This is a genomic window from Pseudomonas laurentiana (assembly GCF_014648275.1).
Lineage (GTDB): Bacteria > Pseudomonadota > Gammaproteobacteria > Pseudomonadales > Pseudomonadaceae > Aquipseudomonas > Aquipseudomonas laurentiana.
Genome location: NZ_BMQU01000016.1, coordinates 87,251 through 106,470, shown reverse-complemented (window position 1 = coordinate 106,470; position 19,220 = coordinate 87,251). Strand labels below are relative to the sequence as shown.

The 19,220-nt window shown below is 60.0% G+C and carries 18 protein-coding genes; 10 read left to right on the top strand and 8 right to left on the bottom strand.

Annotated features, from left to right (window positions below; translation table 11 throughout):
* Positions 1-26 precede the first annotated feature (26 nt).
* On the top strand, positions 27-308 hold the full coding sequence (locus tag IE038_RS17180; RefSeq protein ID WP_065762041.1) for a GNAT family N-acetyltransferase: 282 nt from the start codon (positions 27-29) through the stop codon (positions 306-308).
* Positions 309-393: 85 nt separating this feature from the next.
* Here IE038_RS17180 and IE038_RS17175 read toward each other — a convergent pair whose 3' ends face one another.
* Both IE038_RS17175 and IE038_RS17170 read right to left on the bottom strand, forming a co-directional pair.
* On the bottom strand, positions 394-1,470 hold the full coding sequence (locus IE038_RS17175; protein ID WP_189395987.1) for a 3-deoxy-7-phosphoheptulonate synthase: 1,077 nt from the start codon (positions 1,468-1,470) through the stop codon (positions 394-396).
* 170 nt (positions 1,471-1,640) lie between these two features.
* Positions 1,641-2,096: a PilZ domain-containing protein gene (locus IE038_RS17170; RefSeq protein ID WP_189395986.1), complete on the bottom strand. Its 456-nt coding sequence runs from the start codon at positions 2,094-2,096 to the stop codon at positions 1,641-1,643.
* 73 nt (positions 2,097-2,169) lie between these two features.
* On the opposite strand from IE038_RS17170, the gene IE038_RS17165 reads away from it, so the two are divergent.
* From IE038_RS17165 to cysB, 4 genes are all read left to right on the top strand, one after another.
* On the top strand, positions 2,170-3,159 hold the full coding sequence (locus tag IE038_RS17165; protein WP_229775685.1) for a putative 2-dehydropantoate 2-reductase: 990 nt from the start codon (positions 2,170-2,172) through the stop codon (positions 3,157-3,159).
* 18 nt (positions 3,160-3,177) lie between these two features.
* Positions 3,178-4,086, top strand: coding sequence for a 5'-nucleotidase (locus IE038_RS17160; RefSeq protein WP_189395985.1), 909 nt, complete (start codon positions 3,178-3,180; stop codon positions 4,084-4,086).
* Between the two features lie 92 nt (positions 4,087-4,178).
* Positions 4,179-4,676: a universal stress protein gene (locus tag IE038_RS17155; RefSeq protein WP_189395984.1), complete on the top strand. Its 498-nt coding sequence runs from the start codon at positions 4,179-4,181 to the stop codon at positions 4,674-4,676.
* A 124-nt stretch (positions 4,677-4,800) separates the two neighbouring features.
* On the top strand, positions 4,801-5,775 hold the full coding sequence (gene cysB, locus IE038_RS17150) for an HTH-type transcriptional regulator CysB (protein ID WP_065759496.1): 975 nt from the start codon (positions 4,801-4,803) through the stop codon (positions 5,773-5,775).
* A 57-nt stretch (positions 5,776-5,832) separates the two neighbouring features.
* On the opposite strand, the gene IE038_RS17145 is transcribed toward cysB, so the two are convergent.
* From IE038_RS17145 to rloA, 5 genes are all read right to left on the bottom strand, one after another.
* Positions 5,833-6,567 carry a phosphoadenylyl-sulfate reductase gene (locus IE038_RS17145; RefSeq protein ID WP_163934723.1) on the bottom strand — a complete coding sequence of 245 codons (735 nt, stop codon included), beginning with the start codon at positions 6,565-6,567 and terminating at the stop codon, positions 5,833-5,835.
* Between the two features lie 200 nt (positions 6,568-6,767).
* Complete coding sequence (gene pabB, locus IE038_RS17140) at positions 6,768-8,111, bottom strand: aminodeoxychorismate synthase component I (protein WP_163934799.1); 1,344 nt, start codon at positions 8,109-8,111, stop codon at positions 6,768-6,770.
* Positions 8,112-8,241: 130 nt separating this feature from the next.
* Positions 8,242-9,222, bottom strand: coding sequence for an alpha-L-glutamate ligase-like protein (locus tag IE038_RS17135; RefSeq protein WP_189395983.1), 981 nt, complete (start codon positions 9,220-9,222; stop codon positions 8,242-8,244).
* The gene (gene rloB, locus IE038_RS17130) at positions 9,222-10,751 is read right to left on the bottom strand and encodes an osmotic stress tolerance membrane protein RloB (RefSeq protein ID WP_163934726.1); all 1,530 of its coding nucleotides are present in this window, start codon (positions 10,749-10,751) and stop codon (positions 9,222-9,224) included. Before rloB ends, IE038_RS17135 begins: the two co-directional genes overlap by 1 nt.
* Before the next feature lie 5 nt (positions 10,752-10,756).
* Positions 10,757-11,293: a retropepsin-like aspartic peptidase RloA gene (gene rloA / locus IE038_RS17125; RefSeq protein ID WP_163934729.1), complete on the bottom strand. Its 537-nt coding sequence runs from the start codon at positions 11,291-11,293 to the stop codon at positions 10,757-10,759.
* 286 nt (positions 11,294-11,579) lie between these two features.
* Between rloA and IE038_RS17120 the strand changes: the two genes are divergently transcribed.
* From IE038_RS17120 to prpF, 5 genes are all read left to right on the top strand, one after another.
* Positions 11,580-12,290 carry a GntR family transcriptional regulator gene (locus IE038_RS17120; protein ID WP_163934732.1) on the top strand — a complete coding sequence of 237 codons (711 nt, stop codon included), beginning with the start codon at positions 11,580-11,582 and terminating at the stop codon, positions 12,288-12,290.
* Positions 12,287-13,177, top strand: coding sequence for a methylisocitrate lyase (gene prpB / locus IE038_RS17115; RefSeq protein ID WP_065759489.1), 891 nt, complete (start codon positions 12,287-12,289; stop codon positions 13,175-13,177). The genes IE038_RS17120 and prpB overlap by 4 nt, the downstream gene beginning before the upstream one ends.
* Positions 13,178-13,241: 64 nt before the next feature.
* Positions 13,242-14,369 (top strand): bifunctional 2-methylcitrate synthase/citrate synthase, encoded by a 1,128-nt coding sequence (gene prpC / locus IE038_RS17110; protein WP_163934735.1) that lies wholly within the window; start codon positions 13,242-13,244, stop codon positions 14,367-14,369.
* A 109-nt stretch (positions 14,370-14,478) separates the two neighbouring features.
* Positions 14,479-17,070 carry a Fe/S-dependent 2-methylisocitrate dehydratase AcnD gene (acnD, locus tag IE038_RS17105; RefSeq protein WP_189395982.1) on the top strand — a complete coding sequence of 864 codons (2,592 nt, stop codon included), beginning with the start codon at positions 14,479-14,481 and terminating at the stop codon, positions 17,068-17,070.
* A gap of 117 nt (positions 17,071-17,187) precedes the next feature.
* Positions 17,188-18,378, top strand: a complete 1,191-nt coding sequence (prpF, locus tag IE038_RS17100; protein WP_163934738.1) for a 2-methylaconitate cis-trans isomerase PrpF — start codon at positions 17,188-17,190, stop codon at positions 18,376-18,378.
* Positions 18,379-18,527: 149 nt separating this feature from the next.
* Here prpF and IE038_RS17095 read toward each other — a convergent pair whose 3' ends face one another.
* Positions 18,528-19,037 carry a hypothetical protein gene (locus tag IE038_RS17095; protein WP_189395981.1) on the bottom strand — a complete coding sequence of 170 codons (510 nt, stop codon included), beginning with the start codon at positions 19,035-19,037 and terminating at the stop codon, positions 18,528-18,530.
* Positions 19,038-19,220: the final 183 nt, after the last annotated feature.

Genomic DNA, 19,220 nt, shown 5'->3' with positions numbered 1-19,220 from the left:
AAATACAAGACCCGCGAGGAGTAGTGATGAGCGAGGCGTTGTCCATCCACCATGACCAGGCTGGTCATCAATTCGAGACCAATGTGGACGGTCATCGTGCGTACTTGACCTACATGGATCTGGGGAAGCAGACCCTGGATATCTACCGTACATTCGTGCCCAACGCATTGCGTGGCCGAGGTATTGCAGCGGCTCTTACCGAGAAGGCGCTTGAGTACGCCGATACCATGGGCTACACGGTGATTCCGTCCTGCTCCTATGTAGAGCGCTATATGGAGCGGCATCAACGGCAGTCGTCGAAAGCCTGAATACCTGTCGGCAGTGCGTCGTCACTGCCGACGACCGCTGTAAACAAAAACGCCGGGCATCTGCCCGGCGTTTTTGTGTGTGCTGTCAGCCCCGTTGACGCTTGGGCAGGACATCCTTGAGTTTGGCGTGCATGCTGCGCAACGTGCTCGCTGTGGTGTCCCAGTCGATGCAGGCATCGGTGATCGAGACGCCGTACTGCAACTCGGAAAGGTCTTTCGGAATCGCCTGGCAGCCCCAGTTCAGGTGGCTTTCGACCATCAGGCCAATGATCGACTGATTGCCCTCGAGGATCTGGTTGGCCACGTTCTCCATGACCAGTGGTTGCAGGGCCGGGTCCTTGTTGGAGTTGGCGTGGCTGCAGTCGACCATGATGTTCGGCTTGATCTTGGCCTTGTTCAGGGCCTGTTCGCAGAGCGCCACGCTGACCGAGTCGTAGTTCGGCTTGCCATTACCGCCGCGCAGCACCACGTGACCGTAGGCATTGCCTTTGGTGGTGACGATGGAGACGCCACCTTCCTGGTTGATACCCAGGAAGCGGTGCGGGCTGGAGACCGATTGCAATGCGTTGATCGCTACAGTCAGGCCACCGTCGGTACCGTTCTTGAAGCCAACGGCCGAGGACAGGCCAGAGGCCATTTCACGGTGGGTTTGCGATTCAGTGGTGCGTGCGCCAATGGCCGACCAACTGATCAGGTCCTGCAGGTATTGCGGGGAAATCGGGTCGAGCGCTTCGGTCGCGGTCGGCAGGCCCATTTCCGCCAGGTCCAGCAGCAGTTGGCGACCGATGTGCAGGCCGTCCTGGATTTTGAACGAGTCATCCAGGTAAGGGTCGTTGATCAGGCCCTTCCAGCCTACGGTGGTGCGCGGCTTTTCAAAATACACGCGCATGACCAGGTACAGGGTGTCGGACACCTCTGCGGCCAGCACTTTCAGGCGTTCGGCGTATTCGTGGGCGGCCTTGATGTCGTGAATCGAGCAAGGGCCGACGACCACGAACAGGCGGTGGTCCTTGCCGTCGAGGATATTGCGCACCACTTCGCGGCCCGCAGTCACGGTTTTCAGCGCGGTGGCACTGAGAGGTATTTCCTTCTTGAGCTGATCGGGGGTGATCAAGGTCTCGTTGGAGGCAACGTTAAGGTCATCGATCGGTAAATCAGCCATCGTGTTACTCGTCAGGTCACGGATGCCGGCCGCCAGCGATCCCCGTGCGGCGGAGCAGCATGATTTAACGCAGCGGGGGAGCCGAACCTTAGCGCGTTACACCGTAGCTCGACAATGGGCAAGGCCCGCTTTCCTGTGTGGGAAACCGCATAAAGGTCAGTCGAACGCGACTAAAGTGGCAGCAGGTGCGGTTGCAGTACCCGATTTGCCTCCAGGCTGGCTTCTGAAAACTCGTTGGCATGCTGGGCGATCCATTCCTGAGCCAGTGCTTGCAGGTCGATATCCTGGGCTTCATCACCGGCATGTTGTTGGCAGTAATGCTGGATCTGGCAGACCTGCTCACTCATTCGTGCGCCGAACAGTGCTTGCTCGTCAACGAAGGCAATGCCAACCCGGTAACCCTGTGCCTGCTTTTGGCACCAGGCGACGTAACCGGGGTAGCGGGCATTTTCGCCGAGGGAGGGGATGATCATTTCTACGGCCATGCCGCGACGGTAGGCCCGTGGGTGGTTGCAGGCTATGCCGCCCAGGCTGATAGTGTGCAGTCGCTGGCGGAACAGGCTGGGTGACGAGCGCAAGGTCAACTCGACCGGGACGTCATCGGGGTGAGGCAAGAATCCACGCATATCGACTCCGTGTCGATTATTTGACCTTGTTCGGCTGAGTATAGTTAAGGAAAGTGAAGCGGTTGATTTGCGTATGAAAACTGATCAAAAAGTAACCAGTCGAGGGGCGGGGATGGAGCGGGCGCAACAACGCATCGGTATTATCGGGACCGGCGCCATTGGTGGTTTCTATGGTGTGATGCTGGCGCGCGCCGGATTCGATGTGCACTTCCTGTTGCGCAGTGAATTCGCGGCGGTCAGTGAGCAGGGGCTGCATATCGACAGCGATGTGCATGGAGCACTGCATCTGCAGCCGGTGCAGGCGTATACCGATGCGGCTCAAATGCCGCCCTGCGACTGGCTGTTGGTCGGCGCCAAAACCACCAGTAACCCAGCCTTGGCACCCCTGATCAGCCGGACGTGTGCAGCGGGTGGCAAGGTCGTGCTGCTGCAGAACGGGTTGGGTGTCGAAGAGGCATTGCGACCACGCTTGCCCGGTAACCTGCACCTGCTCGGTGGCCTGTGTTTTGTCTGCGTCAATCGCACGGCTCCAGGCGTGGTCCGGCATCAGGCGCTGGGTGCGGTAAATCTGGGCTATCACAGTGGTCCGGCGCAGGACGCATTGGCGCGTCAGGCGATAGTGGAGTCTGCGGTGGCGTTGTTTCGTGCCGCGGGTATCGAGTCCCAAGCGATGCTCAACCTGGCTCAGGCTCGCTGGCAGAAGCTGGTCTGGAATGTGCCTTACAATGGTCTTTCGGTGCTACTCAAGGCCAGCACCACGCCATTGATGGCTGATGCGTCCAGTCGGGCGCTGATTCAGGCGCTGATGTGTGAAGTGGTGGAGGGTGCACGGGCCTGTGGTCATGTCCTGCCGGTGGGGTACGCTGAGGATCTGTTCGCCATCACTGAAAAAATGCCGGATTACTGGCCGAGCATGTACCACGACTATGCTCAGGGGCGGCCGTTGGAATTGGCTGCCATTTATGAGGAGCCCTTGGCTCAGGCGCGTCAGGCTGATTGCCGGTTGCCGCGAATCGAAGCGCTGTATCAGTCGCTGGCCTTCATTGATCGGCATAACCGTTGATAGCCACAGGGGTGCAGTATGAGCAAGGGGTTGGTCGATAAGCTGGTGGTGGCGATTTCCTCGCGGGCGTTGTTTGACTTGAGCGAGAGTCATCAGGTGTTTCTGGCGCAAGGTGTGGAAGCCTACCGGCAGTACCAGATCGATCACGAGGACGAGCTGTTGGAACCCGGCGATGCGTTTCTGCTGGTGCAGAAACTGCTAGGCTTAAATGAAAGCCTCGGTCAGCAGCGGGTGGAGGTGGTGCTGGTGTCGCGCAACAGTGCCGATACCGGTCTACGCGTATTCAGTGCCATTGAGCATCATGGTCTGGGGATTTCGCGCGCTGCCTTTGTCGGAGGGCGCAGCCCCTATCCGTATCTGTCGGCATTTGGGTGCCATCTGTTCCTGTCCACTGATGCCGAGGACGTGCGTCGGGCGCTGGAAGCCGGGTTTGCCGCGGCGACGATCCTGTCTGGTGGCGCACGGCGAGCGGCCAGCGATGAGCTGCGCATTGCATTTGATGGCGATGCGGTGCTGTTTTCCGATGAGTCCGAGCGTGTCTATCAGCAAGGAGGGCTTGAGGCCTTTCAGGCCAACGAACGTCAGGCTGCTCGCCAGCCATTGGGCGGTGGCCCGTTCAAGCCGTTTCTGGCAGCGCTGCACGTGTTGCAGAAAGAGTTTCCGCAAGGTGCCTGCCCGATTCGCACAGCCTTGGTCACCGCACGTTCTGCGCCGGCTCATGAACGGGTGATCCGAACCCTGCGTGACTGGGACATTCGCCTGGATGAGTCGTTGTTTCTTGGTGGTCTGGACAAGTCGGCGTTCCTTGAAGCATTCGCCGCTGACGTGTTTTTCGACGATCAGGCCGGGCATTGCGAGCGAGCCCGAGGCGTGGTCGCTACAGGTCATGTGCCTCATGGCGTCAGCAACGAGCCTACGCCCGGTTGAGCCCGGCAGCGCTTGGCGGACGGGGGCTGCGCATCATTTTGGCGCTGCTAAGCTGAAGCGTGCGCTGCCGTTTCGGCAGTCGAGGAGGGCAAATGATTCATTCGATGCTGTATGCCACAGACCTCGGTGTGTACGCGCCTTATGTCTTGCAACATGCGCTGGCGTTGGCGCGAACGTTCAACGCTGAGTTGTACGTGATTCACGCGGTTGAGCCGATGGGGCAGTTCGCCGAATCACTGCTGCAGAGCTACCTTGACGAACAAACCCTGGATGAACTGCACAGTCAGGGGGTCAATACGGTCATGGCCAATATCGAACAGCGCGTGCTTGAAACGTTTCGTGATGAGTTGGGCGGGCACGAGGACCTGGCCCTGATCCGTGCCGTGCGGGTGCGTCAGGGCGATCCTGCGGAGGTCATCCTGGAGCAGGTTCAGCGGCTGAGTGTCGATTTGCTGGTTGTCGGAAGCCACTCTTGCGGAGCCGGTGTGGCGACACCGCTGGGGCGGACTGCGGCGCGTGTGCTGCAGCTTTCGCCAGTGCCGGTGTACATGGTGCCATTGGCCCAGCATCTGGGGCGCCGCAAGGGTTGAAGTGGGGCGGGTGCGGTGTGGTAGGAAAACTGGTGAAATAGTTCTAGATTTATTCTTCAAACCACTAATATAGTTATAAACCGTCGCTGTTGCTGGTGACGCCCAGCTGATTTGAGGGATACCTATGAAGCTTCAACAATTGCGCTACATCTGGGAAGTGGCGCACCACGACCTCAACGTCTCCGCGACAGCGCAGAGCCTGTACACCTCCCAGCCAGGTATCAGCAAGCAGATCCGCCTGTTGGAAGATGAGTTGGGTGTTGAGGTCTTCGCTCGCAGCGGCAAGCATTTGACGCGCGTTACGCCGGCGGGTGAGCGGATTATCACCACAGCTGGGGAAATTCTGCGCAAGGTCGAGAGCATCAAGCAAATCGCCCAGGAATTCTCCAACGAGAAAAAGGGCACCCTTTCGATTGCCACGACGCACACCCAGGCGCGTTACGCATTGCCGCCGGTCATCAGTAACTTCATCAAGCAATACCCGGAAGTCGCACTGCATATGCACCAAGGGTCGCCGATGCAGATTGCCGAGATGGCGGCTGATGGTACTGTCGATTTCGCCATTGCCACCGAGGCTCTGGAGTTGTTTGGCGACCTGGTGATGATGCCGTGCTATCGCTGGAACCGTTGTGTAGTCGTGCCACAGGGGCACCCGCTGACCAAGCTGCCCAAGCTTACGTTGGAGGTGCTGGCGGAGTACCCGATCGTGACGTACGTCTTTGGTTTTACCGGTCGCTCCAAGCTCGACGAAGCCTTCAGTCATCGTGGCCTGACGCCTAAAGTGGTCTTTACTGCTGCCGATGCTGACGTGATCAAGACCTATGTTCGCCTTGGCCTGGGCGTGGGTATTGTCGCCAAGATGGCGGTTGATCCAAAGCTCGACAGTGACCTGGTGGTGCTCGATGCCAGCGAACTGTTCGAGTCCAGCGTGACCAAGATCGGTTTCCGTCGCGGCACGTTCCTGCGTGGATTCATGTGCGACTTCATCGAGAAGTTTGCCCCGCACCTGACGCGTGAAGTAATGGCCAAGGCCATTCAGTGCCATAACAAGCAAGAGCTGGAAGAGCTCTTTGAGGGTGTTGAACTGCCGGTCCACTGATCGCGTTCAGCGGCATGAAAAAAACCGGCTTGCGCCGGTTTTTTTCATGCCTGTTGATCAGCCTTTGCTGATCAGGTTGCCTGCATGCAGGCCGCATTCTTTCTGGGTTGATTCCTCCCACCACCAGCGGCCTTCACGTTCATGCTGGTTCGGCAGTACCGGACGGGTGCAGGGCTCGCAGCCGATGCTGATAAAGCCGCGCTCATGCAGACTGTTGTAGGGCAGCTCCAGCATGCGGATGTAACCCCAGACTTCCTCGCTGGTCATCTGTGCCAACGGGTTGAACTTGTACAGGGTGTGTTCTGCCGTGGAAAAAGCACCGTCAACTTCCAGGGCGGCTACCTGGCTGCGGGTTCCTGGGCTTTGATCCCGGCGCTGGCCGGTGGCCCAAGCGCTTACCGTGGCCAATTTGCGGCGCAGTGGCTCGATTTTGCGGATGCCGCAGCATTCGCCGTGGCCGTCCTTGTAGAAACTGAACAGGCCCTTTTCCTTGACGAAGGGTTCGAGCTTGCTGTGGTCGGGCGAGAGGATCTCGATGGGCAGCGAGTAGTGCTCGCGGACCTGATCAATGAAACGGTAGGTCTCAGGGTGCAGGCGGCCGGTGTCGAGGCTGAACACCTTGACCTGTTTGTTCAGCTTCCAGGCCATGTCCACCAGCACCACATCCTCGGCGCCGCTGAAGGAGATCCACAGGTCGTCACCGAAGTGTTCAAAGGCAAGTTTGAGGATGTCTTGCGGGGACTTGCTGGCGTAGGTCGCGGCCAGGGCGGCGACGTCGAAGGGTTGGCTCATCAGGCGGCTTCCGGTCTGTGAATGGCGCTGGGCGCTCGTTTAGGCTGATCTTAACAAAAAATGTCGGGCTAGACGGTTCGCATTGAATGGCCGGTATGGCGGGTGCGCCGCGCTCCTGTCCCGCTGCTGTTCAAGGCGCTGGCCAGCCCCGCCAGCGATCGGGGTGCTGGCAGGGGCGTCGTTGGGAGGAGGGGGGCGTGTCAGAGTTGTCCCAAGGTATCCAGCAGGACCTTTACCTTGGTAATCGACTCTTGATACTCGGCTTGCCAATCCGAATCGGCAACCACGGCGCCACCACCCCAGCAGCAGGCTTGGCCGTCCTTGATCAGCAGGCTGCGAATTGCAATGGAGCTGTCCATCTCGCCGCGCACATCGATGTAAATCAATGAGCCGCAGTACAGTGCCCGTCGGCTGGGCTCCAGCTCATCGATGATCTGCATGGCGCGGATTTTCGGGGCGCCGGTGATCGAGCCGCCGGGGAAGCTGCCGGCGATCAGGTCCAGCGCGTCCTTATCGGCTGCGAGTTGCCCCGTGACGACACTGACCATGTGGTGAACGTTGGGGTAGCTTTCCAGGCTGAACAATTCCGGCACTTTAACCGTACCGATCTCACAGCTGCGGCCCAGGTCATTGCGCAGCAGGTCGACGATCATCAGGTTTTCTGAGCGGTCTTTGCTGCTGGCCAGCAATTGGGCGGCATTTGCGGCGTCCTCCACGGCGTCCTGGCTGCGCGGGCGGGTACCCTTGATTGGGCGGGTTTCCACCTGGCCGGCGTGTACCTGAATGAAGCGCTCGGGGGAAAAGCTCAGCAACGCGCTGCCGTCTGCCAGCGCCTGGAACCCGGAGAACGGCGTAGGGCAGGCGCGGCGCAGGGCGCGATAGGCATGCCAGGGGTCGCCTTGGCATGGCGCTCGAAAACGCTGGGTGAGATTGATCTGGTAGCAGTCGCCGGCATGGATGTAGTGCTGCACGCGCTCGAAAGCCTGATGGTACTGCTCTGGGGCAAGGTCGCCGCGCATCGGTGCCTTGAGCGTGAAGCAGGCCTCGTCGTCAGCGGTTGGTGCGTGAAACAGGTGCAGCAGGCGTTGTGCTTCGGCAGGCGCCAGGCTTGGGTGGAACACCAGCTGACTGGTGCCGCGCTGATGGTCGCTGATCAGTGCCCAGGCATACAGGCCCAGGCCGGCATCCGGTAGGCCCAAGTCATCGACTGCCAGTGTTGGCAGCGTTTCAAGGCGCCGCCCGAAGTCATAGCTGAGGTAACCCATGAGGCCGCCTGCGAAGGGTAGTTGCAGGTCTTCGGGCAGGCTCGCGGTACCGAGTTGCTTCAGGCTGTCGCGCAGGCGCTGGAGATAGGCAATGCCCGTTTCGCCATCAAGGGGCGACAGCTGCGCTACTGGCCAGGCGCTCAGCAGGTCATAGCGCCCACGGCTGGCGTTCGGGCGGGCGCTGTCGAGCAGAATGGCGCCGGGTGCCTTGCGGACACGGGCAAAGTAATCGGCAGGGTCGGCCTGGTAAGGCAGGGGATGAACGGTGCAGGTGGGCATTCGCATCAAGAGCTGTCAGGACGGGGAGCGAATTGTAGTCCTCTGCAGGCGTTGCTCCTAGAGGTGGGTGCGTGATTGAGGTGCCAGGTGTCGCCCTGAGGGTACGTTTGTGTGCCCTCAGGGCGGTGCATCAGGCGTTCGGCACGTGACCGAACAGCTCCTGGGCGAAGCGAACCCGCTCCTCCACGGTTTCTTTCACGCCGTTTTTCGCCAGTGCTTCCAGGTGTGCCTCGATGGCGTGGGTGCGCTGGGTCAGGCCGCAATCGTTGGCGATCTGAATGTTCAGGCCGGGGCGGGCGTTGAGCTCGAGGATCAGTGGGCCCTTGTCCTGGTCCAGCACCATGTCGACACCGATGTAGCCCAGGCCGCACAGTTCATAGCAACCGGCTGCCAGTTTCATGAAACCGTCCCAGTTGGGCAGTTGCACGCCGTCCACCGCGTTGGTGGTGTCCGGGTGCTTGCTGATGATGTTGTTCAGCCATGTGCCGCGCAGGGTGAGCCCGGTGGCGAGGTCGACCCCGACCCCGATGGCCCCTTGGTGCAGGTTGGCCTTGCCGCCGGACTGGCGCGTCGGCAGGCGCAGCATGGCCATGACCGGGTAGCCCATCAGGACGATGATGCGGATGTCCGGCACACCTTCGTAGCTGATGCTCTTGAAGATCTGGTCGGGGGTGACCCGGTACTCGATCAGTGCCCGGTCGCGGTGCCCGCCGAGGGAATACAGGCCGGTCAGAATGCTGGAGATCTGGTGCTCGATCTCCTCGTGGCTGATGATCTTGCCCGAGACGGTCCGGTAGCGGTTCTCGAAGCGGTCGGCGATCACCAGAATGCCATCACCGCCAGCCCCTTGGGCTGGCTTGATGACGAAATCGCTGCGCCCGCCGATGATCTCGTCGAGTTTTTCGATCTCTTTCTCGGTGGAGATGATCCCGTACATTTCCGGCACATGGATGCCGGCCTTGATCGCACGCTCCTTGGTGATGATCTTGTCGTCGACGATCGGGTACAGGTGGCGCTTGTTGTATTTGAGGACGTAGTCCGCATTGCGCCGGTTGATACCCATGATGCCCCGGGCCTCTAGGGCTTTCCAGGTTTTCCAGAGACCGAACATCAGGCGTCCTTCACAAAGGCTTTGAAGCGGACCAGCTCCGTCAGGCGGTAGCCGCGATAACGGCCCATTGCCAGCATGAAGCCCACCAGAATCAGCAGTACCGCCGGGAAGGTGAAGACGAAGTACACCAGCTCCGGCACGCTCATCAGCAGGTGCGCGACCGAGGCAGCGAACAGGGTGCCGACGGCTACTTTCATCGCATGGCCGCCGCCACGCTCTTCCCAGGTAATCGACAGGCGCTCGATGGTCATGGTCAGGATCACCATCGGGAAGAGTGCGACCGACAGGCCGCGCTCCAGGCCGAGCTTGTGGCTGAACAGGCTGATGGCGGCAATCAATACCACGACGAAGGTCAACACCACCGACAGGCGCGGCAACATCTGCAGCTTCAGGTGCTCAAGGTACGAGCGCAGTGACAGGCCCAGTGCGGTAATGATGGTGAACAGGATAATGCCGAAGCCCAGCTGGGTTTCGCGGAAGGCCAGGGCGATCAGTACCGGGGTAAAGGTGCCGAGGGTCTGCAGGCCGATCAGGTTGCGCAGGATCAGGATCACCAGGACGCCGATCGGAATCATGACCATGATCATGAACGTCTGCTGGGTCTGCAGCGGCAGGCCGTAGAGCGAGTACTCAAGGAAGTCGGCGTCGGTGTTCTCGTCGGTCAGCTTGGCCAGGCGGATGGCGTTCATCTCGCTGTTGTTCAGGCTGAAGCTGACGTTGGCTTTCTTGCCGCCATCGACGGTGATCAGGTTGTCATCGCCGGTCCACCACAGCAGGCGATCGCTCGGCAGGCCTTGTTCGCCGGTGTCCGGGTTGAAGTACAGCCATTCGGTACCGTTGAAGCTGCGCAGCCACAGTTCAGGGGTTTGTGGCTGGTCGGCCAGCAGGCGGATGGTATGGACCTTCTCGATCGGCACGTGCGCAATCGACAGCAGCAGGTCGATGATCTTGGCCTTGCGCAGGCTTGAGGTATCACCGGCCAGCAGCAGTTTGACGTTGTCGTCGTTGACGTTGTTGACGCGCTTGATGGTTTCGCTGACAAACGTCTCGACATCTGCCGAATGCTGGCGAATTGGGGCCATCAACGCTTCGGCAGCGATTTTTTCCGGGCCTTCGACCGGCAGGCTGTCACGGAACGTGGGGCCTTTGGCCTTGGGTTTCTCGGCGCTGTAGCGCTTGGTCAGGACCAGGCGGTAGTAGAGGGTCTGGTTGCCGCTGGCGCGACGGGCCGACCAGGTCACCTTGCGGTTGCCGTCGACACGGTTGACGCTGACACCATAGTTGTTGGAGATGAAGCTCTCGTTGAGGCTGACATAGTCACTGCTCAGCGGTGGCACGAACATCTGGACCTTGACCGGGTCTTTCGCGCTGGCGACGAACTCGACCTTGGCGTCGATGTTCCACAGGTCGTCCGTCTCGTCTTCGGTCACGGGAATGCCGAGGAAGAATATCTGGTAGGCCGTAACCAATACGCCCAGCAACACCAGAACGGTGATCAGGACTTTGAGGTGAAGGGTAAGAGAGCGCATCGGTTTTACTCTGCGGTATGAGCGGCGGTGGCGCAGGCGGGTTTGCCGGCAGCGTATTTAAGGCTTGGGTCAACCAGGGCGTCGAAGTGTTTGAGCGCTTCGGAACCGATCAGCAGCGGGTATTGGAACGCGCTACGGTCGGTGAGGTTCACTTCGATGCTGCGCAAGGTGTTCCCCATGCAGATGTTCAGGGCGATGACGGGGCGGGCGGTGTATGCCTTGCCTTCATCCGCGTTGTAGTCGCCAGCCCGTCGCTTGATTTTGCTGACGCGGGCCAGTGGGCGTTCTATCGGGTGCGAATGAGCCGCATCGATGGCCAGGTAGAAGCGCACCCAGGATTCGCCATTGCGCTTGAAGCGCTTGATGTCTCGGGCGCTGAGCGAGGCCGTCTTGGCGCCAGTGTCGAGCTTGGCGGCAACTTCAAGGTCGATATCGGCAAGGCGGGCATATTCATTAAGGCCGTAGACGGTCTTGTCATTGGCTTGGCTCAGGGCCGGCAGAAAACAAAGGCTGAGCAACAGTAGAAGGGGCGTGAGTCTCATAAATCCTGGCGCGGTGCTGTGCGATGTTCGGGTCAAGGCGACTGGCAGTACTGCGCAACCTTCCTCGTTCATCTGCCATAAAAAGATGACAGACACACTATCCATGCCCCAAAGGAGCGGCGGCATTCTATCACGCTGGTGTGCATGTGCCAGCGGCTGGCATCAGACCATGGGGATGGCCTTTGCGTTCGTTATTAGACGATTGTCGACAATATTTATTTTGTCTTTGACTGTTGCTGCTTATTTGGCTAGTTTTGGCTCCATCGATTTTGAAGGTGTCAACAATATGCTGGACGCAACCCAAGCACCCGGCGTTACGCAGGATGATTCGGAAACCCTTTCCGAGAACGTTTTCAGGCGTATTCAGGCTGCCATCGTCAAGGGCGAAATCGCGCCGGGCAGCAAGATTTCCGAGCCGGAGCTGGCGCGTACCTACGGTATTAGCCGTGGGCCTTTGCGTGAGGCGATTCACCGCCTGGAGGGCCAGCGCCTGCTGGTGCGGGTTCCTCATGTCGGCGCACGGGTGGTTTCCCTCAGCCATGCCGAGTTGATCGAGTTGTACGAAATCCGCGAATCCCTCGAAGGCATGGCCTGTCGCCTGGCCGCCGAACGCATGAGCGTAGCCGAGATCGACGAGCTGCGCCGGGTGCTTGATACCCATGAGCGCGACGCCACCTTCCAGGCCGGGCTGGGTTACTACCAGCAAGAGGGCGATTTCGACTTCCATTACCGAATCATTCAAGGCAGTGGCAACCGCACCTTGGTGCAGATGCTCTGCGGCGAGCTGTATCAGTTGGTGCGCATGTACCGCATCCAGTTTTCCGCAACGCCCAATCGGCCACGCCAGGCGTTTGCCGAGCACCACCGCATTCTCGATGCCATCGCCGACCGTGACGGTGAATTGGCCGAGCTCCTGATGCGCCGTCATATCGGCGCCTCCAAACGCAATATCGAGCGTCATTACCTGGACGCTAACAGCCCACGAGGTGAGTCATGAGTCAGAAAAGCAGTCCCGGCCAGCGCTTTCGCGACGCGGTCGCTACCGAGCACCCTCTGCAAGTGGTAGGGGCGATCAACGCCAACCATGCCCTCTTGGCCAAGCGTGCCGGTTTCAAGGCGATCTACCTGTCCGGTGGCGGTGTTGCGGCCGGCTCTCTCGGTTTGCCTGACCTGGGCATTACCGGTCTGGATGACGTGCTGACCGACGTGCGCCGTATTACCGATGTGTGCGACCTGCCGCTGCTGGTGGATGTCGACACCGGCTTTGGCTCCTCGGCATTCAACGTGGCGCGTACCGTCAAGTCGATGATCAAGTTCGGTGCTGCCGCGATTCACATCGAGGACCAGGTGGGTGCCAAGCGCTGCGGTCACCGCCCGAACAAAGAAATCGTCTCGCAGCAGGAGATGGTTGACCGCATCAAGGCAGCAGTTGATGCCCGTACCGACGACAGCTTCGTGATCATGGCGCGTACTGACGCGCTGGCCGTAGAAGGCCTGGAATCTGCCCTGGACCGCGCGGCGGCCTGCATCGAGGCGGGTGCGGACATGATCTTCCCAGAGGCGATCACTGAGCTGGAGATGTACCGGACCTTCGCTGCCCGGGTGAAAGCGCCGATTCTGGCCAACATCACCGAGTTCGGCGCGACGCCGCTGTACACCACTGAAGAGCTGGCGTCGGCCGATGTTTCGCTGGCGCTGTACCCGCTGTCGGCGTTCCGTGCCATGAACAAGGCCGCTGAAAACGTCTACAACGCACTGCGTCGCGACGGTACCCAGAAGAATGTTGTCGACACCATGCAAACCCGCATGGAGCTGTACGACGCCATTGATTACCACGTGTTCGAGCAGAAGCTTGATGCCCTGTTCGCTCAGAAAAAGAGCTGAGTGAAGGCTTGAACCCGTAATTAGCGTCCGTTTCCCATAACAAATTCAAGATTGGAGAAAAGCAATGGCCGAAGCAAAAGTACTCAGCGGTGCCGGCCTGCGCGGTCAAGTCGCCGGGCAAACCGCACTGTCTACCGTAGGCCAGGCCGGTGCCGGCCTGACCTACCGCGGCTATGATGTGCGCGAGCTTGCCGAGCACGCTTTGTTCGAAGAAGTTGCCTACCTGCTGCTCTACGGAGAGCTGCCGACCAAGGCGCAGCTGGCTGCCTATCAGAGCAAGCTGAAGACCCTGCGCGACCTGCCGCAGGCGTTGAAGGAAGTGCTGGAGCGTATTCCTGCAGCGGCCCATCCGATGGATGTCATGCGTACCGGCTGTTCGGTACTGGGCACCCTGGAGCCTGAGCTGACGTTCGAGCAGCAACGTGAAAAGACCGATCGTCTGCTGGCGGTTTTCCCGGCCATCATGTGCTACTGGTACCGCTTCACCCACGATGGCGTACGCATCAATTGTGTCAGTGATGAAGAGACCCTGGGTGGTCACTTCCTGCACCTGCTGCATGACAAGAAGCCGAGCGAGCTGCACGTCAAGGTGATGAACGTTTCGCTGATTCTTTATGCAGAGCACGAGTTCAACGCCTCGACGTTCACTGCGCGTGTCTGTGCCTCGACGCTCTCGGACCTGTATTCCTGCATCACCGCAGCCATTGGTTCGCTGCGTGGCCCGCTGCATGGCGGCGCCAACGAGGCAGCCATGGAAATGATCGAGCGTTTCTCCACGCCTGAGGATGCCATCAGCGGCACCTTGGCCATGCTGGAGCGCAAAGACAAGATCATGGGCTTCGGCCATGCGATCTACAAAGAGTCTGACCCGCGCAACGAAGTGATCAAGGGTTGGGCCAAGCAACTGGCCGATGAAATGGGCGACACCGTGCTGTATCCGGTATCCGAAGCCATCGACAAGACCATGTGGGAGCAGAAGCGTCTGTTCCCGAACGCTGACTTCTACCATGCCTCGGCTTACCACTTCATGGGTATTCCGACCAAGCTGTTCACGCCGATCTTCGTGTGCTCGCGCCTGACCGGCTGGGCTGCTCATGTCTTCGAGCAGCGTGGCAACAACCGCATCATTCGTCCAAGCGCCGAGTACACCGGCGTTGAACAGCGTAAGTTCGTGCCAATCGAGCAACGCTGAGAAGGGTGAAGCTGAACAGGATGTGCCTGCAGGGCCCGGCGAGGCCGGCTCCTGCAGGCGCTGTTCAGCGTTACCTACCGCTGACCTTTCCGTGATTGAGTCCCGCGCCATGAACACAGCATTTCGCAAGAACCTGCCCGGCACCCGCCTGGATTACTTTGACGCCCGTGCGGCTGTCGATGCGATTCAGCCCGGCGCCTACGACAAACTGCCCTACACCTCCCGCGTATTGGCAGAAAACCTGGTTCGCCGTTGCGACCCGGCCACCCTGAACGCTTCACTGAGCCAGTTGATCGAGCGCAAGCGCGACCTCGACTTCCCCTGGTTCCCTGCGCGGGTGGTGTGCCATGACATTCTCGGCCAGACCGCACTGGTCGACCTGGCGGGTCTGCGCGACGCCATCGCCGACATGGGCGGTGACCCGGCCAAGGTCAACCCGGTAGTACCGGTACAACTGATCGTCGACCACTCGTTGGCCGTAGAGTGTGGTGGCTTCGATCCGGACGCCTTCGCCAAGAACCGCGCCATCGAGGACCGTCGCAACGAAGACCGTTTCCACTTCATCAACTGGACCAAGCAGGCGTTCAAGAACGTCGATGTGATTCCGCCAGGCAATGGCATCATGCACCAGATCAACCTGGAGCGGATGTCGCCGGTGATTCACGGTACAGACGGTGTGGCCTTCCCGGATACGCTGGTTGGTACTGACAGCCACACGCCGCATGTCGACGCCCTGGGCGTGATCGCCATTGGCGTTGGTGGCCTGGAAGCCGAGAACGTGATGTTGGGTCGCGCATCCTGGATGCGCCTGCCGGATATCATTGGTGTCGAGTTGTCGGGCAAGCCACAGCCGGGCATTACTGCCACCGACGTGGTGCTGGCGCTGACCGAATTCCTGCGTAAGGAAAAGGTCGTGGGTGCCTACCTTGAGTTCTATGGCGAGGGCGCACGTGCACTGACCCTGGGTGACCGCGCAACGATCTCCAACATGGCTCCGGAATACGGCGCCACGGCGGCGATGTTCTCCATTGACCAGCAAACCATCGACTACCTGAAGCTCACGGGTCGTGAAGACGAGCAAGTGAAGCTGGTCGAAACCTATGCGAAGGTCGCGGGCCTGTGGTCCGACAGCCTGGCGCAGGCCGAGTACGAGCGTGTGCTGCGTTTTGACCTGTCGAGCGTCGTGCGCAACATGGCCGGCCCCTCCAACCCGCATGCTCGCGTGGCAACCAGTGATCTGGCTGCCAAAGGCATTGCTGGTCAGTGGGAAGAAGTCCCTGGTCAGATGCCCGATGGCGCTGTAATTATTGCCGCCATCACCAGTTGCACCAACACCAGCAACCCGCGCAACGTCATTGCTGCCGGCCTGCTGGCACGTAATGCGAACAAGCTGGGCCTGACCCGTAAGCCATGGGTGAAGTCCTCGCTGGCGCCAGGCTCCAAAGCGGTAGCCCTGTACCTGGATGAAGCCGGCCTGACGTCCGAGCTGGAGCAGATGGGCTTTGGTATCGTGGCGTTCGCCTGCACCACCTGTAACGGCATGTCCGGTGCGCTGGACCCGAAAATTCAGCAGGAAATCATCGATCGCGACCTGTACGCCACGGCAGTGCTGTCGGGTAACCGTAACTTCGATGGCCGTATTCACCCGTATGCCAAGCAGGCTTTCCTGGCATCGCCACCGCTGGTGGTTGCTTACGCCATTGCCGGTACCATCCGTTTCGATATCGAGAAGGATGTGCTGGGCGTGGTCGATGGCAAGGAAATCCGCCTGAAGGACCTCTGGCCGACTGACGAAGAGATCGATGCCGTGGTCAAGGCGTCGGTGAAGCCAGAGCAGTTCCGCAAGGTCTACATTCCGATGTTCGCCATCCACGAAGACACCGGTCCGAAAGTCGACCCGCTGTATGACTGGCGTCCAATGAGTACCTATATCCGTCGTCCTCCCTACTGGGAAGGTGCCTTGGCGGGCGAGCGTACCCTCAAGGGCATGCGTCCGTTGGCAGTGTTGCCGGACAACATCACCACCGACCACCTGTCGCCGTCCAACGCCATCATGCTGGACAGTGCTGCCGGTGAATACCTGGCCAAGATGGGCTTGCCTGAAGAGGACTTCAACTCTTACGCAACCCACCGCGGTGACCACCTGACTGCCCAGCGTGCGACCTTCGCCAACCCTAAACTGTTTAACGAAATGGTTCAGGAGAACGGTAAGGTCAAACAGGGTTCGCTGGCGCGGATCGAGCCGGAAGGCAAGGTCACTCGCATGTGGGAAGCCATCGAGACCTACATGGAGCGCAAGCAGCCGCTGATCATTGTTGCGGGTGCTGACTATGGTCAGGGTTCGTCCCGCGACTGGGCGGCCAAGGGCGTGCGTCTGGCGGGTGTCGAAGCGATTGTTGCCGAGGGCTTCGAGCGCATCCACCGTACCAACCTGGTGGGCATGGGTGTCTTGCCGCTGGAGTTCAAGCCGGGTGTCAACCGCAAGACCCTGGGCATCGACGGTACCGAGACGTTCGATGTGGTGGGTTCACGCACGCCACGTGCCACGTTGACGCTGGTAATCAACCGCAAGAACGGCGAGCGGGTCGAAGTACCGGTCACTTGCCGTCTCGATACGGGCGAAGAAGTGTCGATCTACGAAGCGGGCGGTGTATTGCAGCGCTTTGCACAGGACTTCCTCGAGTCGACTGGCGCCAATTGATGTAGGCGCCTGCAGGGGCAACAGGCTTTGCCCCTGCAGGTACACCGCTGATTGTGTGAGGGGCGCAGATGCCGTTCCCCGCGACGGGCGAGCAGTATCCAACAGGACAAGATTCCCATGGCTCACGTACCGCAGATCAAGATTCCCGCCACCTATATCCGTGGCGGCACCAGCAAAGGCGTGTTCTTCCGCCTTCAGGATTTACCCGAGAGCGCCCAGATCCCCGGTGCAGAGCGTGATGCGCTGTTGCTGCGGGTGATTGGTAGCCCGGACCCGTATGGCAAGCAGATCGATGGCATGGGTGGGGCGACCTCCAGCACCAGCAAGACCGTCATCCTCTCGCGCAGCATCAAGCCGGACCACGATGTCGATTACCTGTTCGGCCAGGTTTCCATCGACAAGCCATTTGTCGACTGGAGTGGCAACTGCGGCAACCTGTCTGCTGCTGTCGGTTCGTTTGCTATCAGCAGCGGGCTGGTTGACGCCAGCCGCGTGCCGCAGAACGGCATCGCGACCGTGCGCATCTGGCAGGTCAATATCGGCAAGACCATCATCGCTCATGTACCGATCACCCAGGGTGAAGTGCAGGAAACCGGTGACTTTGAACTTGATGGCGTGACCTTCCCGGCCGCCGAAGTACAGCTTGAGTTCCTCGACCCGGCCGCCGAAGAAGAGGGCGCCGGTGGTTCGATGTTTCCAACCGGCAATCTGGTGGACGACCTTGAGGTGCCGGGCGTTGGCGTGCTCAAGGCAACCCTGATCAATGCCGGTATCCCGACTATTTTCGTTCAGGCCGAAGCAGTTGGCTGCACCGGTACTGAGCTGCAGGACGCCATCAACGGCGACCCTGAGGCATTGGCCAGGTTCGAGACCATTCGTGCTTATGGCGCGTTGCGTATGGGGCTGATCAAGCACTTGGACGAAGCGGCCACGCGTCAACATACGCCGAAGGTTGCGTTTGTCGCGGCGCCGGTCGACTACGTTGCGTCCAGCGGCAAGCCGGTTGCGGCGAAAGACGTCGACCTGCTGGTGCGCGCGCTGTCCATGGGTAAGCTGCACCATGCCATGATGGGCACGGCGGCGGTCGCCATCGGTACCGCGGCTGCCATTCCAGGCACCCTGGTAAACCTGGCGGCTGGCGGGGGCGCACGTAGTGCTGTGCGTTTCGGTCACCCTTCAGGCACTTTGCGCGTGGGGGCTGAAGCGGTTGAGAAAAACGGTGAGTGGACCGTGACCAAGGCCATCATGAGCCGTAGCGCTCGCGTGCTGATGGAAGGTTGGGTGCGTGTGCCTGGTGACGCCTTCTAAACACGCTTGGTGTGGTTTCCCTGTCGCCGACAAGCCGTGCTCCCCAAGAGGAGCAAGGCTTGTCGGCGATGCTGTTTTCAGTGTTCGCGTCATTGCCGAAGCTTCTGTGCCTGATCGGTTTCTACCGGCAGAAGCTGCAGCGGGAGGGGTTACACGTATTTAAGAATGTGCCCTCGAAAATGAACAATGTCCCCTTCCTCTGTATTCAGGAAGAGCAGTCGCTCGGATGGCGTTGCAGGGGTAAACGAGGTCCAGAAACCGCCTCTTGGCTCGCTCACCGCGGACACGCGATGACCGCGGTGATCGCGTAGTACAAAGTCGAAACAGGCGGGGTTATCGTTGTCGCCCTCCAGCTCAACTTTCCAGAAGTCGTAAACCTTGGCCACGTCATAGAAACCCAAGTACCCATTTCGACTCACGCCGACCTTCGCGCCACCGTAGGGGCCGTCGGGCGCTGCGCTGATGGTGTAATGGATGCGGTCTTCGATGTGTTCGATAAAGTCGAAGCGAAACGCTACGTTGGGTTGTGAACTCTTGCTCTGTATGAGCCAGCCATCCCCGGCAACAGAGCCGTCTTTCAGGTACCCGATCGGGTGCAGGTTCTTTCCTGTTGTGCTCAACAGTGTGGCAATAAATGATCTTCCGCTGATGTCGGCCATGTCAGGCTTCCTGTGCTGGTCGTGAGATAAGCGCGTCATTGACGCGACGCCAACATAGGCCAGCGGAGGGGCTGCATTAAGTCGGAAACATGCCCCAAGCTCAAACGCTGCTGCCTGGCGCGTTTCCGGTGGGGTGCAGGCTTGCCTGCGATGGCTTCCTGCTGTCTTTGGCTCAGAAAAGCA

Bases quoted from the DNA above. Each gene is read 5' to 3' on its own strand.
- IE038_RS17180 (WP_065762041.1), top strand. From the start codon at position 27: ATGAGCGAGGCGTTGTCCATCCACCATGACCAGGCTGGTCATCAATTC.
- IE038_RS17175 (WP_189395987.1), bottom strand. From the start codon at position 1,470: ATGGCTGATTTACCGATCGATGACCTTAACGTTGCCTCCAACGAGACC.
- IE038_RS17170 (WP_189395986.1), bottom strand. From the start codon at position 2,096: ATGCGTGGATTCTTGCCTCACCCCGATGACGTCCCGGTCGAGTTGACC.
- IE038_RS17165 (WP_229775685.1), top strand. From the start codon at position 2,170: ATGAAAACTGATCAAAAAGTAACCAGTCGAGGGGCGGGGATGGAGCGG.
- IE038_RS17160 (WP_189395985.1), top strand. From the start codon at position 3,178: ATGAGCAAGGGGTTGGTCGATAAGCTGGTGGTGGCGATTTCCTCGCGG.
- IE038_RS17155 (WP_189395984.1), top strand. From the start codon at position 4,179: ATGATTCATTCGATGCTGTATGCCACAGACCTCGGTGTGTACGCGCCT.
- cysB (WP_065759496.1), top strand. From the start codon at position 4,801: ATGAAGCTTCAACAATTGCGCTACATCTGGGAAGTGGCGCACCACGAC.
- IE038_RS17145 (WP_163934723.1), bottom strand. From the start codon at position 6,567: ATGAGCCAACCCTTCGACGTCGCCGCCCTGGCCGCGACCTACGCCAGC.
- pabB (WP_163934799.1), bottom strand. From the start codon at position 8,111: ATGCCCACCTGCACCGTTCATCCCCTGCCTTACCAGGCCGACCCTGCC.
- IE038_RS17135 (WP_189395983.1), bottom strand. From the start codon at position 9,222: ATGTTCGGTCTCTGGAAAACCTGGAAAGCCCTAGAGGCCCGGGGCATC.
- rloB (WP_163934726.1), bottom strand. From the start codon at position 10,751: ATGCGCTCTCTTACCCTTCACCTCAAAGTCCTGATCACCGTTCTGGTG.
- rloA (WP_163934729.1), bottom strand. From the start codon at position 11,293: ATGAGACTCACGCCCCTTCTACTGTTGCTCAGCCTTTGTTTTCTGCCG.
- IE038_RS17120 (WP_163934732.1), top strand. From the start codon at position 11,580: ATGCTGGACGCAACCCAAGCACCCGGCGTTACGCAGGATGATTCGGAA.
- prpB (WP_065759489.1), top strand. From the start codon at position 12,287: ATGAGTCAGAAAAGCAGTCCCGGCCAGCGCTTTCGCGACGCGGTCGCT.
- prpC (WP_163934735.1), top strand. From the start codon at position 13,242: ATGGCCGAAGCAAAAGTACTCAGCGGTGCCGGCCTGCGCGGTCAAGTC.
- acnD (WP_189395982.1), top strand. From the start codon at position 14,479: ATGAACACAGCATTTCGCAAGAACCTGCCCGGCACCCGCCTGGATTAC.
- prpF (WP_163934738.1), top strand. From the start codon at position 17,188: ATGGCTCACGTACCGCAGATCAAGATTCCCGCCACCTATATCCGTGGC.
- IE038_RS17095 (WP_189395981.1), bottom strand. From the start codon at position 19,037: ATGGCCGACATCAGCGGAAGATCATTTATTGCCACACTGTTGAGCACA.